10 protein-coding genes are annotated in these 15,314 nt (G+C 71.5%); 5 read left to right on the top strand and 5 right to left on the bottom strand.

The window, feature by feature from the left end; all coding sequences use genetic code 11:
- Positions 1–22: 22 nt before the first annotated feature.
- From G4D85_RS43825 to G4D85_RS43815, 3 genes are read right to left on the bottom strand one after another with little or no spacing between them, the layout of a single operon-like run.
- Entirely contained in the window at positions 23–2,122 is a 2,100-nt protein-coding gene (locus G4D85_RS43825) for a BatA domain-containing protein (protein ID WP_164020250.1), read from the bottom strand.
- Entirely contained in the window at positions 2,119–2,997 is an 879-nt protein-coding gene (locus tag G4D85_RS43820) for a DUF58 domain-containing protein (RefSeq protein ID WP_164020249.1), read from the bottom strand. Before G4D85_RS43820 ends, G4D85_RS43825 begins: the two co-directional genes overlap by 4 nt.
- A gap of 13 nt (positions 2,998–3,010) precedes the next feature.
- Complete coding sequence (locus G4D85_RS43815; RefSeq protein WP_164020248.1) at positions 3,011–4,039, bottom strand: AAA family ATPase; 1,029 nt, start codon at positions 4,037–4,039, stop codon at positions 3,011–3,013.
- A gap of 277 nt (positions 4,040–4,316) precedes the next feature.
- Between G4D85_RS43815 and G4D85_RS43810 the strand changes: the two genes are divergently transcribed.
- The 3 genes from G4D85_RS43810 to G4D85_RS43800 all read left to right on the top strand — a co-directional run bounded on the left by G4D85_RS43810 (position 4,317) and on the right by G4D85_RS43800 (position 8,170).
- On the top strand, positions 4,317–5,696 hold the full coding sequence (locus G4D85_RS43810) for a hypothetical protein (RefSeq protein WP_164020247.1): 1,380 nt from the start codon (positions 4,317–4,319) through the stop codon (positions 5,694–5,696).
- 90 nt (positions 5,697–5,786) lie between these two features.
- Positions 5,787–7,361: a P-loop NTPase family protein gene (locus G4D85_RS43805; protein WP_164020246.1), complete on the top strand. Its 1,575-nt coding sequence runs from the start codon at positions 5,787–5,789 to the stop codon at positions 7,359–7,361.
- 17 nt (positions 7,362–7,378) lie between these two features.
- Positions 7,379–8,170, top strand: a complete 792-nt coding sequence (locus G4D85_RS43800) for an enoyl-CoA hydratase/isomerase family protein (protein ID WP_164020245.1) — start codon at positions 7,379–7,381, stop codon at positions 8,168–8,170.
- Positions 8,171–8,307: 137 nt separating this feature from the next.
- Here the strand turns inward: G4D85_RS43800 and mltG are convergent, their stop codons facing one another.
- Together mltG and G4D85_RS43790 are read right to left on the bottom strand one after the other, a co-directional pair.
- Positions 8,308–9,327: an endolytic transglycosylase MltG gene (mltG, locus tag G4D85_RS43795; protein WP_164020244.1), complete on the bottom strand. Its 1,020-nt coding sequence runs from the start codon at positions 9,325–9,327 to the stop codon at positions 8,308–8,310.
- Positions 9,328–9,426: 99 nt separating this feature from the next.
- Complete coding sequence (locus G4D85_RS43790; protein ID WP_164020243.1) at positions 9,427–10,566, bottom strand: hypothetical protein; 1,140 nt, start codon at positions 10,564–10,566, stop codon at positions 9,427–9,429.
- Between the two features lie 145 nt (positions 10,567–10,711).
- On the opposite strand from G4D85_RS43790, the gene G4D85_RS43785 reads away from it, so the two are divergent.
- Positions 10,712–14,002 (top strand): TIGR02266 family protein, encoded by a 3,291-nt coding sequence (locus G4D85_RS43785; protein WP_164020242.1) that lies wholly within the window; start codon positions 10,712–10,714, stop codon positions 14,000–14,002.
- A gap of 10 nt (positions 14,003–14,012) precedes the next feature.
- Entirely contained in the window at positions 14,013–15,281 is a 1,269-nt protein-coding gene (gene fliB / locus G4D85_RS43780; RefSeq protein WP_164020241.1) for a flagellin lysine-N-methylase, read from the top strand.
- The last annotated feature ends 33 nt before the right edge of the window (positions 15,282–15,314 follow it).

Here is a 15,314-nt window from a genome sequence, read left to right as displayed (position 1 = left end):
CTCCCCGAGTCAGGGAGCCCCGCTACTTCCGCAGCAGCGTGCCCTCGAAGAAGAACGCCAGGCACGCGGCCAGAATCAGCCATGTCCACAGCGGCACGGACGGCTTGTCCGAGTCCCCCGTGGACGCCTTCACCGTCTCCTCTCCGAAGTATGCGGTGAGCGTATCCTGGGGCACGCGGCCCAAATCGCTCTCCACCGGGTCCAGCGAGGCGGCGAAGGACAGGGCCGGCACCACCTTGCCGTCCGCGCCCAGCACCGAGTACGCACCCGGCTCCGCCACCGGGCCCGCCACCAGCGAGCCGTCCGGCTGCTCCTTCACCGGCACCTCGCTGCCGTCCGGTGCCCGCACCGCCGTCACCTTCTGCGTGCCCTCGGGCCGGAGCGTCGCTCCCTCGCCCACGCGCACGCGAATCTCCTCGCGCTCCTCCAGCGAGCCCGTGAGGTACGCGGCGAAGCGCTGCATCAGCGGCAGGAAGGACGTGCGAATCGCGAAGTCACTCCAGTCGCGGTCCACCGTGCTGGTCAGCAGCGCCACGCGCCCCTTGCCCTTGCGCATCACCGCCACCGCCGGAGCCCCGTCCTCGTACGTGGCCAGCACCTGGCTCGCACCCGGTGAGCCCGGGTTGTCCGCCTCCAGCAGCATGTACTTGAAGAAGCGCGCCCCGATGAGCCCCTCCTCCGCCCGGCCTGTGAAGGGCGAGAAGAGGACGTGCTCCACCGACACCTTCGCCAGCCGCGCCGTCTTCGTCTCCGCGTCCGGGTCATCGCGCTCGGCGCTGGTGCGCACCAGGCGCAGCGGACGCGGGAGCACCGCGCTCAGCCGCTCGTTGTACTCCTCGGTGTTCACCCGGTCGCCCATGCTGATGAAGAGGCCGCCGCCGTTCTCCACGAACTCCGCCAGCCGCCGTGCATCGTCCGCACCCGGCGCCGCCACGTTGAGCAGCAGCACCAGGTCATACGCGGAGAAGTCCTCGCGCAGCCCCACCTCCGCGTCACGCGTGGCCACCTCCACCGGCGAGCCCGGCGCCGTGAGCGCCGCGTCCACGAAGAAGGCCTCATCCCGGTAGCGCGTCGCATGCGGAGAGCCGTTCACCACCAGCGCCTTCAGCGCCCGGGGCACCGGTAGGACGAAGGCGCGTCGGTCGTCCTCCACCAGCGCGTCCGGCGCCAGCGTCACCTGTCCCACCACCGTGCCACCCTGCGGGAAGCGCACCGTCAGCGCCTTCTGCGTGGTGCCTCCGGCCGGCACGTCCACGAAGCCCTTGGCCAGCGTCGTCTCGCCCACGCGGACCGCCGCCTCCAAATCCTTCACTGCCTCCGCGCCGAAGTTGCGCACCGTGAAGGTGAACTGGAACGCACGAGGCCCCGCCTGCAGCGCGGGCTCCACCTTGAGGTCGACAATGGCGTGGTTGTTCAGCACGTCCCGGCCCTCGGCCGCGTCGCGCAGCACCACCTCCGGCTTCACCGGCGCGCCCGTGGGGCCCTTCACCGTGGGCGGCGGCGCTTCCAGCCGGAACGCCCCGGCCGTCATGTCGGAGACCACCACCAGGCGCTTGCCCGGCATGGGGTTCTCCTCCAGCGCCCGCGCCGCCATGTCCATGCAGCGCGACAGGTCCGCCGCCCCGTAGGTCGGCTTCGCCTCGTCCACCAGCCCGCGCAGCCGGCCTCGGTCGAACCCGGGCGGCGGGGGCGCGGACGGAGACTCCGTGCACACCAGCACCGTGGCGGGCTCCTCGGGGAGCAAGTCTTTGAGTGCGTCGCGCGCCTCGTCCCGGCCGCGCTCGAAGAGCGATGTGCCGTCCGACCAGCGCATGGACAGCGACGCGTCCAGGATGATGGCCGTGGCCGCGGGGCCCTTCACCACCAGGGCCGTGGCCGTGTCGCGGCGCCACTCCGGCCGGGCCAGCGCCAGCGGAATGGCGAGGAGGATGAGCGTGCGCAGCGCGTACAGCAGCAGGCGCTTGAGCTTGAGGCGGCTGGCGGTGCGCTTCTGGCTGCGCAGCACGAAGGCCAGCGGACCGAAGGGGTGCGGACGCGGACGGCGCCGGTCGAACAGGTGCACCAGCAGGGGGATGAGGGCGCCCAGCGCGCCAAGCAGCATCCACGGATTGCCGAACGTCACCCGCGCCTCCCGCGCCGCGCCAGGTAGCGCAGCAGCACGTCGTCCAGCTTCTCGTCGGTGCGCACCAATTCGTAGTCCACGTCCGCCTCGGCGCACGCCGCCTTCACGCTCGCGAGGAAGGCGTTGAACTCCTCCAGGTAGCTCTCCTTGATTTCACGGGGGTTCACCTCGATGCGGCCCTCGCCCTCCATGTCGAGGAACAGCGTGGGGTCATCGAAGGGGAACGTCAGCTCCGCCGGGTCCACCAGGTGGAACACGGAGACATCGTTCTTCCGCTGCCGCAGCGCGAGGATGCGCTTGAGCGCGTCCTGCTTCTCGTCCAGCAAGTCGGTGAGGACGATGACGGTGGAGCGGCGGGGCAGCACCTCCGCGAGGTGGTCCGCCGCGCTGCCCAGGTCCGTGGCGCCGTTGGGCAGGGTGGACTCCAGCGTCTCCAGCAGCACGTTGAGGTGGCCCGCGGACGCGCGCGGCGGCACGTCCCGCCACTTTCCGCCCACCATCAGCGCCAGGCCCGCCGCGTCCTGCTGGCGCACCAGCAGGTAGCAGAGCGCGCCCGCCAGCGTGGTGGCCACCTCCAGCTTGCTCAGCGCGCCGCTGCTGTAGCCCATGGAGGCGGAGGCATCCACCACCATGACGGCGCGCAGGTTCGTCTCGTGCTCGTAGCGCTTGACGTAGTACTTGTCGAACTTGCCGTACGCCTTCCAGTCCAGGTGGCGCAGCTCGTCGCCGGGGGCGTACTCCTTGTGCTCGGCGAACTCCACGCTCTGCCCCTGATGGGGGCTCTTGTGGAGGCCGGACAGCACGCCCTCCATCACCGCGCGGGCGCGCAGCTTCACTCCCCGGAGGCGGGCCAGCGTCTGGGCGTCGAGCAGCATGGTGCGCGCGCGCCTAGCCCTTCACGACGGTGAGGAGCTGGTCGATGAGCTTCACCGAGGTGATGCCCTCGCTCTCCGCGGTGAAGTTGGGCAGCACGCGGTGGCGCAGCACGGGGCGGGCGAGGGCGCGCACGTCCTCGACGGTGGCCACGAAGCGGCCGTTGAGGATGGCGCGCGCCTTGGCGGCGACCACCAGGTACTGGCTCGCGCGAGGACCGGCACCCCAGGATGCATTCTTCGCGATGAAGTCCGGCGCGCCCGGCTCCTTGGGACGCGTGTGGCGCACCAATTCCACCGCGTAGCGCACCACGTGGTCCGGGACGGGCACGCGGCGCACCAATTCCTGGAGGGCGAGGATGCGCTCGGGGGAGAGAATCTTCTCCAGCTTGGGCTGCGGGCCGCCGGTGGTGCTCTTCACAATCTGCACCTCCTCCTCGGCGGTGGGGTAGCCCACGTCCACCAGGAACATGAAGCGGTCGAGCTGGGCCTCGGGCAGCGGGTACGTGCCCTCCTGCTCGATAGGGTTCTGGGTGGCGAAGACGAGGAAGGGCAAATCCAGCGGGTAGGTGCGGCCGCCCGCGGTGATGCGGTACTCCTGCATGGCCTGGAGCAGCGCGGCCTGCGTCTTGGGCGGGGTGCGGTTCACCTCGTCCGCGAGGATGATGTTCGCGAACAGGGGGCCCTGCAGGAAGCGGAAGGTGCGCCGGCCGGTGGTGCGGTCCTCTTCGAGGATGTCCGTGCCGGTGATGTCCGACGGCATCAGGTCCGGGGTGAACTGGATGCGGTTGAAGGACAGGTTGAGGACGTCCGCCAGGGTGGAGATGAGGAGCGTCTTGGCCAGGCCGGGCACACCGACGAAGAGGCAGTGGCCGCGGGCGAAGAGCGAGATGAGCAGGTGCTCCACCACTTCGCGCTGGCCGACGACGCGCTTCTCGATTTGACCGACGATTTCGTTGCGGGCCTGGGCGAGCTCTTCGACGGCGCGGAGGTCGTCGCTCGAGGCGTCGGGCACGGGGCGTGGGGCAGGGGCGGCGCTTTCCATGGAAGGGTTCTCTTAATTCGGGGCGGCGCGGGGACCAACGGTTTCCGCCACGAGAGTGGCCGAGGCGTGCGCTGGCAACCGTTGGGGCGTAGACCTATTCCGCTGCCGTACATTCCGGCACGTCGGGGTACAGGAGGACTTCCGTACCGGCCGCCTGCACGCCCTCCGGGCATGTAGCGCCGCCTCCGAGGGCGGGGGAATGCCGCCCCCCGAACACGCTGCTTAGGTTCCCAAGGCCCTGCCCCCGGTAGACGGGAGCGGGCTCCTTGGAGAGCACATGCGGTCAGAGCGAGTTGGCAACCGTTGGCTGGGGCTTCTGCCGGTGGCCCTGCTGTGGATGGGGACGGGGTGTGGCGGGAACGGCGCTGATGCGGCCTCCCTGGCTGGGGACGGGCAGCCCGGCGAGGAGGCGGCTCCCTCCCTTCCTGGAGACTCTGGAGACCCGGGCACGGCCACGCAGCCGCCCACGGCAGGGGAGATCCCCTTGCCGGAGCGGCCTCGCGGACGGGCGTGGACCCAGGTGGTGGGGGGCCCCCAGGACGATAGCGGCACGGGCGTGGCCGTGGGGCGTGACGGGGACGTGGTGGTGGTGGTGTCGAGCACGCCCCGCTCGGACGAGGACCGTGACTCGGTGGAAGGCGAGAAGCTCTCGCTGACGCTGACGCGGTATGCGGCGGATGGGAAGGCGCGCTGGTCGAAGGAGTTCCTCCGCAACCGCCTGTCCGAGACGCGGGTAGCGGCGTCCCCCGGGAGCGACGGGGCGGTGTTCCTCACGGGCAATGCGTTCCTGTACTCGGCGGACTTCGGGCTGGGCGAGGCTCAGGACGGGTTCCTGGTGAAGTTCTCCCCGGCCGGCGAGGCGGTGTGGCAGCGGCGGGTGGGGCAGAAGGTGTACGCCGTGGCGGCGGATGCGGCGGGCGGAGTGCTGGCGGCGGGCGAGGAGTGGACGGCCGGGGCGCATGACCCGGTGCTCACGCGCTACGGCGCGGACGGCGCCGTGCGGTGGACGCGGCGCTTCGCGGGGGTGGGGGAGGGCACGCTGTTGCAGGCGGTGGCGGTGACGCCCTCCGGGCTGTCGGTGCTCGCGGGGCAGTTGTCGGACACGCTGGAGGTGGATGGCCAGACGTTCGGCACCGTGGGCGTGCGCGGCTTCGTGGTGCTCGCGTTCGGCGAGGACGGGAAGCTGGCGTGGGGCCGCGAGGTGCCGGGTGCGAAGGGGCGCGTCACCTCGGTGGCCGTGGGCGCGGATGGCGCGGTGGCGGTGGCTGGCGACTTCACGGGGCTGATGGTGTGGGGCGAGGCTTCGCTGGGGACGTCGGGGCCGTACGTGCTCACGGCGGGGGCGGATGGGGACGAGCGCTGGCTGAAGCAGCCGGCGTGTGGCCCGGTGACGGAGGTGGGGCCGGCGGTGGCGGTGGACGGTGAGGGCACGGTGGCGGTGGCGTGCGGCAACGTGCTCACGCGGTATGGCGCCGATGGGGCCTGGCGGGACGAGCAGCGGCTGCCGGTGGCCGTGTGCGAGAGCGGCCAGTGCTCGCTCTCGGCGGCGGGGATGGCGGTGGTGCCCGGGAAGGGGCTCGCCGTGACGGGGTGGCAGCGCGATGGCGCGGGCAACGCGTGGAACCAGGACGCGTTCCTGCGGCTCGTGGTGCCGTAGGCGCTCAGGGCGGGGCAGGAGGGTTGCGAAGTCACCGGGGCCGCAAGTCCCTCTTGCGCCCCGCCCTCCGGCGGTTACAGGGTGAGCGCCATGCCCCGCTGGTTCAACACCGCTGGCCCGTGCCGCCCGGACCGCAACTACATGCTGCCGGCACTCCGGCGCCTGCCCGAACTGCGCTCCCTCATTGACCAGGAGGGCTACTTCGTCGTCCATGCCCCCCGTCAGGTGGGCAAGACAACTGCACTGCGCTCGCTCGCATGGGAACTGACGGCCGAAGGCCAACACGTCGCGGTGCTTGTGTCCATGGAGATGGGCAACCCCTTTCCCCAGGACGTCGGGACCGCTGAGCTCGCGGTGCTCGAGGAGTGGCGGAAGGATGCACTCCATCAACTGCCTCCTGAGCTTCAGCCTCCACCCTTCCCCGACGCCCCCCCTGGCAGTCGTATCAGCTCGGCCCTCACCGCCTGGGCCGAGGCAGCACCCAGGCCCCTGGTTGTCTTCCTTGATGAAGTCGACGCGCTGCGAGACGTGACGCTGCTCAGCGTGCTGCGCCAGCTTCGCAGTGGCTACCCCAGGCGCCCCACGTACTTCCCCTCCTCGATGGCCCTCATCGGCCTGAGGGACGTGCGCGACTACAAGGTCGCCGCTGAAGATCGCGAGCACCTGGGCACCGCGAGCCCTTTCAACATCAAGGTGCGCTCGCTCACCCTCCGCAGCTTCACCGCAGGGGAGGTTGTCGAGCTCTACGCCCAGCACACCGCCGAGACCGGTCAACGCTTCGAGCCTGAGGCCCTGGCGCTGGCCTTCGAGTCCACCCAAGGGCAGCCGTGGCTCGTCAACGCCCTGGCCAAGGTGGCCGTGGAAGAGCTGGTCCCCGACCGTGCCCAGCCCATCCGCCGTGAAGATGTGGAGCGGGCCAGAGCGGTGTTGATTGCGCGCCGCGAGACGCACCTGGACAGCCTCACCGACAAGCTGCGTGAGCCTCGGGTCCGCGCCATCCTGGAGCCTGTGCTGGCGGGCACCTTTGCGGGAGGCGGGGACAGCTATCAGGACGACCTCCAGTACACCCGGGACCTGGGTCTGTGCGCTCCGAATGACCCGGTGCGGGTAGCCAACCCCATCTACCAGGAGCTGATCGCCCGGGTGCTGGCTGGCAACGCCGAGCCCAAGGTGGTGGTCGTTCCCAGGAGCTTCATCCTGCCGGATGGCCGGCTGGACTTCGCGCGGATTCTCCGGGAGTTCGCCGACTTCTGGCGCGAGCACGGCGAGGTGCTGGCCGCCGGGATGACCTACCATGAGGTGGCCCCTCAGCTCGTGCTCATGGCCTTCCTCCAGCGGGTGGTGAATGGCGGCGGCCAGGTGGACCGGGAGTACGGCGTGGGGCGCGGGCGTATCGACCTGCTGGTGCGCTGGCCCTACGAGGAGAACGGCCAGCGTCGCCTGCAACGTCATGCCCTGGAGCTGAAGGTGTGGCGCGAGGGGGAGAAGGACCCACTGGAGAAGGGCCTCACCCAGCTCGATGAGTACCTGGAGCGACTGGGGCTCGATGAGGGCGTGCTCGTGGTCTTCGACCGCCGGCCGGAGGCTGGAGGTACGGAGTCGAGGACCCGCTTCGAGCAGGCGCAGGCGCCCTCCGGGCGCAAGGTGACCGTGCTGCGAGCCTGAGCGTACAGTGCGCGCCCATGTCCGCTCCTGCCGCTGACGTCCTGCTGGAGGTGGAGGGTGCCGTCGCCACCCTCACCCTGAATGACACCGCCCGCCGCAACGTGATGACTCCCGAGCTGGGGGACGCGCTGCGGGCCCGCGTGGAAGCCCTTCGCGAGCGCCGCGACGTGCGGGCGGTGGTCCTCACCGGCGCCGGTGGAGCGTTCTCCGCTGGCGGCGACTTGAAGATGCTGGAGCGGCTGCGCAAGGCCTCCTTCGAGGAGGCGCGCACGTTCATGCTCGACTTCTACGCGCGCTACCTGAGCGTGCTGGAGCTGCCCATGCCCACCGTGGCGGCGGTGGACGGGCCGGCCATCGGCGCGGGCCTGTGCGTGGCGCTCGCGTGTGATTTCTGTGTCGTGGGCGAGGACGCGAAGCTCGCGCTCAACTTCGTCCAGCTGGGCCTGCACCCCGGCATGGGCGCGACGTACTTCGTGCCCTGGCGGGCCGGTGCGCAGGCCGCGGCGGAGCTGCTCCTCACCGGACGGCGCTTTGACGGGAAGGAGGCGGTGCGGCTCGGGCTGGCGCTGGAGGCGGCGCCAGCGGGCGGGGTGCTCGCGCGGGCCCGGGCACTGGCCACGCAGATTGCCGGCAACGCCCCGCTGGCCACGCACGCACTGAAGCAGCGGCTGGCTCCGGACCGGGCCGCGCTGCGGACGGCGCTGGAGGAGGAGGCGCGCTTCCAGGCGGAGAGCTACGGGAGCGCGGACCTGGGCGAGGGACTCGCCGCCGCCTCGGAGCGCAGGGCCCCCGTCTTCCAGGGGCGCTGACTCCGTCGGCGCGGGCGCCCACCTCGCGCGGCGGCTCGGGGTTCCAGGGGCGCTGACTCCGGCGCGGACGCTCACCTCGCACGGTGGCTCCGGTTTGCGGCCCACGCCTGTCTTCAGGGCGCGGGCCGCGTCCCCTCTCAGTACACGTTGTACTTCTTGCGGAGCGCCTCGTGCTCCTCCGCGTTGCGCGAGGGGCGCAGTATCTTCTGGGCGTCGTGCAGGTAGTACCAGTACTCGCTCGGCTTCGGCTCCATGGCCGCCTGGAGCGAGGCGACGGTGGGCGCGCCGATGGGGCTCGGCGGCAGGCCCTTACGGTGCCGGGTGTTGTACGGGTCCTGCGTGTCCCGCAGGCGCTTGAGGAAGGCGACGCGGTCGTTCCACTGCGCCAGCTCGTAGCGGGACGTCGCGTCCACGCCGAGCGGGAAGCCCTTGTCCACGCGCTTCCAGAGGATGCCGGCCACCAGAGGGCGCTGCGCGGGGACGGGCTCCTCGCGCTCCAGCATGGAGGCCATCACCACCACCTCGTGCAGCGTGCGGCCGCTCTTGGCGATGGCCTCTCGGTTGGGCGCGTAGAAGCGCGCGGCGAAAGCGTCCAGTTGGCGCTGGATGAGCGCCTGCACGTCCAGCTTCCCCGGCAGGATGCCGTAGGTCTCCGGGTAGAGGTAGCCCTCCAGCGTGCCCGCGGTGGGCAGGGGGAAGGGGGCGGTGAACTTGCCGGGGTTGCTGGCCGCGGCGATGTACGCGCCGGGAGTGATGAAGCCCGCGGCCACGAGCGCCGCGTCGGTGTCGCGCAGGCGCCAGCCCTCCACCACGACGAAGGGGACGTCCTCGGGGATGGGGTTGCCCTCCATCGCGGTGGCCAGCTCCGCCACCGTCATGGAGGGGCTGACCTCATGGCGCCCGGCCTTGGGGGCGAAGGCGCCACGGCGGAACAGGTGCCAGCGCCAGATGCGCGCATCGCGGATGAGCCCCTGGGAGGCGAGCAGCGAGCCCAGGCCGCGCCCGGACGTGCCCTTGGGGACGGTGAACTCCACCGGGGCCGCTCCGGGAGGCGCCATGGTGCTCTGCACCTGACCCTCGGCCCAGAGAAAGGCACCGGTGCCGCCCACGGCCAGCAGTACGACGACCACGCACACGAAGAGAATGAAACGCTTCATCGGGGCGCAGGGTAGCACCTGCGTTCCGCTTCGCAGTGGCTTACGTCACGGGATGTCCGGTCCCAGGCGCTGGCTCGGCGGTAGGGCAGGCGGCAGCCCCTACGCTGACGCCGTGCCCAGCTTCAAATCCTTGTTCAGCCCCGCGTCCCGGCTCACGCGCCAGATTTTCTGGTCCAGGTAGTAGTGGTGGAGGGCGAAGCCCCAGATGAAGCCCCCCACCAAATCCCTCAGCGTCAGCCCCGCCGCCAGCGGCATCCGCAAGTCAAAGCCGCCGCAGCCCGGGTGCGCGCCGAAGCCGCAGCCCAGCCCGCGATACAGCAGCGTGAACACCACCCCGCATGCCGCGTAGATGATGAAGCGCCGGCTCACCCTCGGCGCCAGGCCGAAGGGCGCCGGGTCCACTCCGGCCGCGTGGTAGCGGTTGCGGTGATAGAACCAGACCACGCCGTGGTACTGCACGTTGTGGAACGCCGTCACCGCCACCGCGAACATGACGAAGTCCATGCGCGCCGACACCGACGGCCAGAACACCACCGCCGTCAGCCCCAGCGCCGCGCCCATCATCAGCAGCTTCGGCCCGTTCACCCGCAGCCCCGTGCGGGCCCGCTGCACCTGCCGCGCCGCATGGAGCAGCACCAGCGCCAGCACGACGGCGAAGCACGCCCCCGCCACCACCGGCTCCCACGTGGGGGCTCCCACCAGCCCCAGCTGCTTGCGCGCCGTCGGGTGTGTCACCGCGAACGCCACGAACGGCGCCAGCAGCCCGGTGTACAGCGTCACGCTGTCGAGCCGCCGGTCCAGCGGCGACGACTCGCCCCCCTTGCGCTGGTACAGCACCATGATGCCGTAGTGCTGCCGCACCACGTGCCAGTACGCCCACAGCGACGACAGCGTGAGGAACACCACGAAGGGCACCTTCGTCCCCAGCAGCGCCGACACGCCGAAGAGCAGCGGCCCCGCCGCGAACCACCCCAGGCTCCCCAGCAGCAGCCGGCGCCGCGTCTGCCACTCGCGCGCGTCCAGGTAGGTGCGCGACACCGTCGCGAAGAGGTGCGGTCCGTCGAGCGCCAGCACCCATGCCCACCACAGCACCAGGCTGCTGATGCCACCCCAGACATGCAGCCCGACCAGGGCGAAGCTCGCGGCCACTCCGCCCACGGTGGAAATCAGGTCGTGCCGCCGGTCCACCAGCCAGCCCGTGCGGGCCGGAGCGGGGGCGGTGAGGGTGGCTGTGCTCATGCGAGGGCTCCTGCGAAGGCCATCAGGATATAGGAAGGTGCAGGTAGGTCACAGGCGTACCTGGTGTCGTCCATTCGCCGAGCGGCCAGCCGAGGGGTCAAAACCCTCTTGAGCGGAGCGGCCCGTACCGCGATGGTCAGGCGCTATGGATCAAGGCAGGCGCACCACGGACCGCAAAGCAGTGGGTCTGCTGGTGAAGCTCAAGCATGAAACCGTGGGGAGCTTCGCTGAAGAGTTCGCCACAAACCTGAGCCCGGGCGGGATGTTCATCCGCTCGCGCACCCCACAGCCCGTGGGGACACCCGTCAAGTTCGAGGTGCAGATCGCCGGGGGCGTGCGCGTGCTGCGCGGCGCCGCCCTGGTGCGCTGGGTCCGCGAAGTCGGAGACCCGTCCGGGCCTCCCGGCATGGGACTCCAGTTCGAGGAGCTCGACACGGCGAGCCGCGCGCTCGTCGACATGATGCTCCAACGCAAGCCGGACGCCGTCGCTTCCGTCGCTCCGTCGCTGCCTTCCGTGGCTCCCTTGGTGGCCCCTTCCGTGGCTCCCGCCGTCGCCCCCGCCGTGGCGCCCAGGGTTGCTCCCGCGCAGGTGCGGCCTGCCCCCGCGCCCCCGGTGGCTCCGGCATCTGCTCCGCGCGCGGCGGGGGGCATGGCGCTCGACTCGCTCTTCGATGACCTGGAGTCCTCGGAGGGGCCCGAGGCGCCTGTCGCGGATGAGCCGTTCAACTTCCCGCCTCCCGTCGCCGAGCCCCGGACGCCCGCGCCCTTCCCGGCCGCCATGGCCTTCGCGCCGCCTCCGCCCGCGGAGGACGACGTGGACATCCCGCTCGACGAGCTCATCGCGAGCACCCCGCCTCCACCCTCGCCCCCGGACGGGGACGAGCCGCTGCCCGGGTTCGAGTTCGAGATGGAGGCCCCTGTCACCGGCACGCCCGTGGCCCTGGGCGAGCCGCTCGACGAGCCGCCCATCGAGGTCGGCTTCACGGTGGAGCTCGAGCCGTCCTCCTCGGGCCCTCCGCCCTCGGGCGCGCCCCTGGAGTTCGAGCTGGACTTCGGCGATGCCGTGGAAGAGGCGCCGCCGCCGCCCCGCGCTGCGGCCCCGCCGCCCCGCGCCGCTCCGCCTCCGCCGCCTCCCCCCACCTCGGGTGGAGCCCTGGAGTTCGAGCTGGACCTGGGCGACGCCGTGGAAGAGGCACCCGTGGCGCCGCCGCCTCGCGCCGCCCCGCCTCCGCCTCCTCGCGCTGCACCGGCTCCCGTGGCTCCGCCTCCGGCGCCCGCCGCGGCCCGCTCGGGCGGTAGCTTCGAGTTCGACCTGGACCTGTCCGACGCCATGGAGGAGGCGCCCCTCGAGGCCCCCCCTCCGCCTCGCGCAGCGCCCGCTGCGCCGGTGACGCCACCTCCGGCGCCCCCCGCGGCCCGCGCTTCGGGTGGCAGCATCGAGTTCGACCTGGACATGTCGGAGGATGTCGACGCGTTCGAGTTCGGGAGCCCGACGCCCGCGCCCGCCGCCAAGGCGCCGCCTCCTCCGCCCAGGCCCATGGCCGCTCCGGTGCCGCCTCCGCCTCCTCCGGCGGCGGCCCAGGCGCCCCGGCCCGCGCCTGTCGCGCCGCCTCCCGCGCCTCCGGCCGCGCCGTCCCTGCCCAACGTCCGCCGTGAGGCGCCTCGCGCGCCCGAGCCCGTGGGCATGCCCACGCTGCTCAGCCCGGCCGCGGCGAAGCAGGCGCCCGTCGCGCCCCCGCTGGACGAGCGCGGCCTGCCCCGACTCGTCTTCCTGTCGCCGCCGGGGCAGGTCGCCGGCACGGGGCCGGTCATCGGCATCGACCTGGGCACCACCAACTCGTGCGTGGCGCTGCTCAGCAACGGACGGCCCGTCGTGCTGCGCTCGCGCGAGGGCTACAACACCATCCCCTCCGTCATCTCGCTCAACGCGCAGAACAAGCTGCTCGTCAGCCACCGGGCGAAGAACCAGCTCGTGCTGCGCCCGCAGCAGACCATCTACGGCGCGAAGCGACTGGTGGGCCGTCCCTACGACAGCGCCGTGGTGAACCAGGTCCGCGAGCGCTTCCACTACGAAATCGTCCCCGATGCCGCGGGCCGCGCGGCCGTGTTGCTCGGCGAAAACGTCCTGTCGCTCGAGGAGGTGCAGGCCATCATCCTCCGCGAGTGCAAGGAGATGGCGGAGGCCCACCTCAACCAGAAGGTGGAGCGCGCGGTGGTGACGGTGCCCGCGTACTACTCCGAGCCGCAGCGTGAGGCCGTCCGCAAGTCCGGCATCCTCGCGGGACTCAAGGTGGAGCGCATCCTCAACGAGCCCACCTCCGCGGCGCTCGCCTACGGCCTCAACCGCGAGCTGAACAAGAAGGTCCTCGTCTACGATTTGGGCGGCGGTACCTTCGACGCCACCATCCTCAAAATCGAGAAGAACGTCTTCGAGGTGCTCGGCACCGGCGGCGACATCTTCCTGGGCGGTATCGACTTCGACAACCTCATCGTCGACTTCCTCCTCGCGCGCTTCCAGGAGAAGGAGGGCATCGCCTTCACCGGCGACGGCATCGCCCTGTCGCGCGTGAGCGACGCGGCCGAGCGCGCGAAGATGGCGCTCTCCGAGCGCGCCAGCTTCGAGGTCCACATCCCCATGCTGATGATGGACGCGGCGGGGCGGCCCCGGGACCTGCGCGTCGTCTTCACGCGGCCGGAGCTGGAGAAGATCTGCGACCCGCTGCTCAGCCGCACCGTGGACGTGGTGCGCGACGTGCTGCTGGACGCGAAGCTCAAGGCCTCCGAGGTGGACGACATCATCCTCGTGGGCGGCATGAGCCGCATGCCCATGGTGCGCGACAAGCTGAAGGAGCTGTTCGGCAAGGGGCCGCAGGCCAGCGTCAACGCGGACGAGGCGGTGGCCCTGGGCGCGGCGCTGTACTCGGGCTCGGTGGACAAGGTGAGCAGCGTGGTGCTCATCGACGTGCTGCCGATGACGGTGGGCGTGGCCATGCCCGGCGGCGCCTTCAAGCGCGTCATCGAGCGCAACAGCCCGCTGCCTGCCCAGCGCTCCTTCGCCATCAACACGACGAAGGACAACGAGGAGTTCCTCGAGCTGTCCATCTTCCAGGGCGAGGACAACCACATCTCCGCCAACGAGTACCTGGGCACGGTGCGAATCGAGGGCCTGCCCCGGGGACCCAAGGGCTCCGTCCGCGTCGCCGTCACCATCAAGCTCGACTCCGAGTGCGTGCTGCACGTGGAGGCGCGCGAGTACTCCACGCGCAAGGAAGTGAAGGCCACGCTGGCCACGCGCTACTCGCCCGAGGAGCTGCAGAAGCAGCTCCAGGTGAGCAAGGAGTCGGTCAAGGCGGCGGAGGACCGGCGCGGCGCCGACCTCAAGGAGCGCGCCGGCGGCTTCTGGGGCTTCGTCAAGAAGGCGCTGGGCCGCAAGTAGCCCGCGCGCCATGACGGCCTCTGCGCCCCGCTACATGACGCGCTTCAGGTGCCTCGCGGATTCCTGCGAGGACACCTGCTGCGCGGGGCTCGTGGTCACCGTCAGCGAGGCGCGCTGGAAGCGGCTGCGCGAGACGGTGGCGGGTGGCCCGGACGCGGCGCGGGTGGAGGCGCTCATCCGGCCGGATGAAGGCAGCGGCCCCGGCGCGGAGGCTGGGGTCATCGCGAAGCGCGAGGACGGGCACTGCACGTTCCTCGATGAGCGCAAGCTGTGCTCGCTCCACCGCGCGCACGGAGAGGCCGTCCTGCCGGATGCCTGCGCCACCTTCCCACGTGTGGCCACGCGGTGGGGTGAGCGGCTGGAAGTGGTCGGCTCGCTCGCGTGCCCGGAGGTGGCTCGGCTGTGCCTGCTCGCGGAGGACGGCGTGGAGCCCGTGCCCGTCTCCGAGGACGTGGCCGTGCGCCCGGAAGTCGCGCGGCGGCTCGGAGGCGACGCGGAGGATGCGTGGACGCGGCACGCGGAGGCCGTGCGCGCGACGGCGGTGGCGCTGCTCCAGCGGCGGGAGCTTCCGTTTGCTTCGCGGCTGTTCGCGCTCGGGCAGCTCGCGCTCCGGGTGGACGGGTTCTACTTCCGCGGGACAGAGGCGTTCGACGGGGAGTCCGCGGCCCTGCTCTCCGACGTGCTGCGCTCCTTCACCCTGCCGGAGACGCTGGCGGAGCTGCACGAGGGCTTCACTTCACTGTCGCTGCCCGGAGGGCCGTGGGCCGGCATCTGCGCCACCGTGCTCAGGGCCCGCCTGGGCTCCGTCCGGAGCGAGCGGTTCAGCACGCTGGTGCGTACGGTCCTCACGTCCTACGGCGGCGCGGAGGTACCGGACGCGGCGTGGCGAATCCATGCGGAGCGGCGCGAGCGGCTGCACCCGGCGCTGGCCGAGCGGGTGGAGCAGTACTTCCGTCACCACGCGGTGAACCACTGGCTGCGCCACCCGTTCACCGATGCGCCCACGCTGCTGGACTACGTGTTCCGGCTGACGCTGCGCGCGGCGGTGCTGCGGTGGACGCTCTTCGGGCACCCGGCGGTGGTGGCGCTGTGCGAGGGCGGGGCAGGGGACACCGGGGAGGCGCGGGCCCGGCTCGACGCCGCCGCGGTGGAGTGCTTCCAGGTCATCGCGAAGCACGTGGAGCAGGCGCCGGAGCTGCACTCGCTCGCGCAGGGCCTGGCGGGGAAGGGCGGCGCGGAGACGCTGGGCCGGATGCTGGTGCTGCTCAAGGGACTGTGAGCCGTCACGCCGCCCGGGCCGTGAAGGCGTGAG

Source organism: Pyxidicoccus trucidator (genome assembly GCF_010894435.1).
Taxonomy (GTDB): domain Bacteria; phylum Myxococcota; class Myxococcia; order Myxococcales; family Myxococcaceae; genus Myxococcus; species Myxococcus trucidator.
The sequence above is the reverse complement of the archived record's forward strand: the minus strand, read 5'-3'. Positions and strand labels throughout refer to the sequence as shown.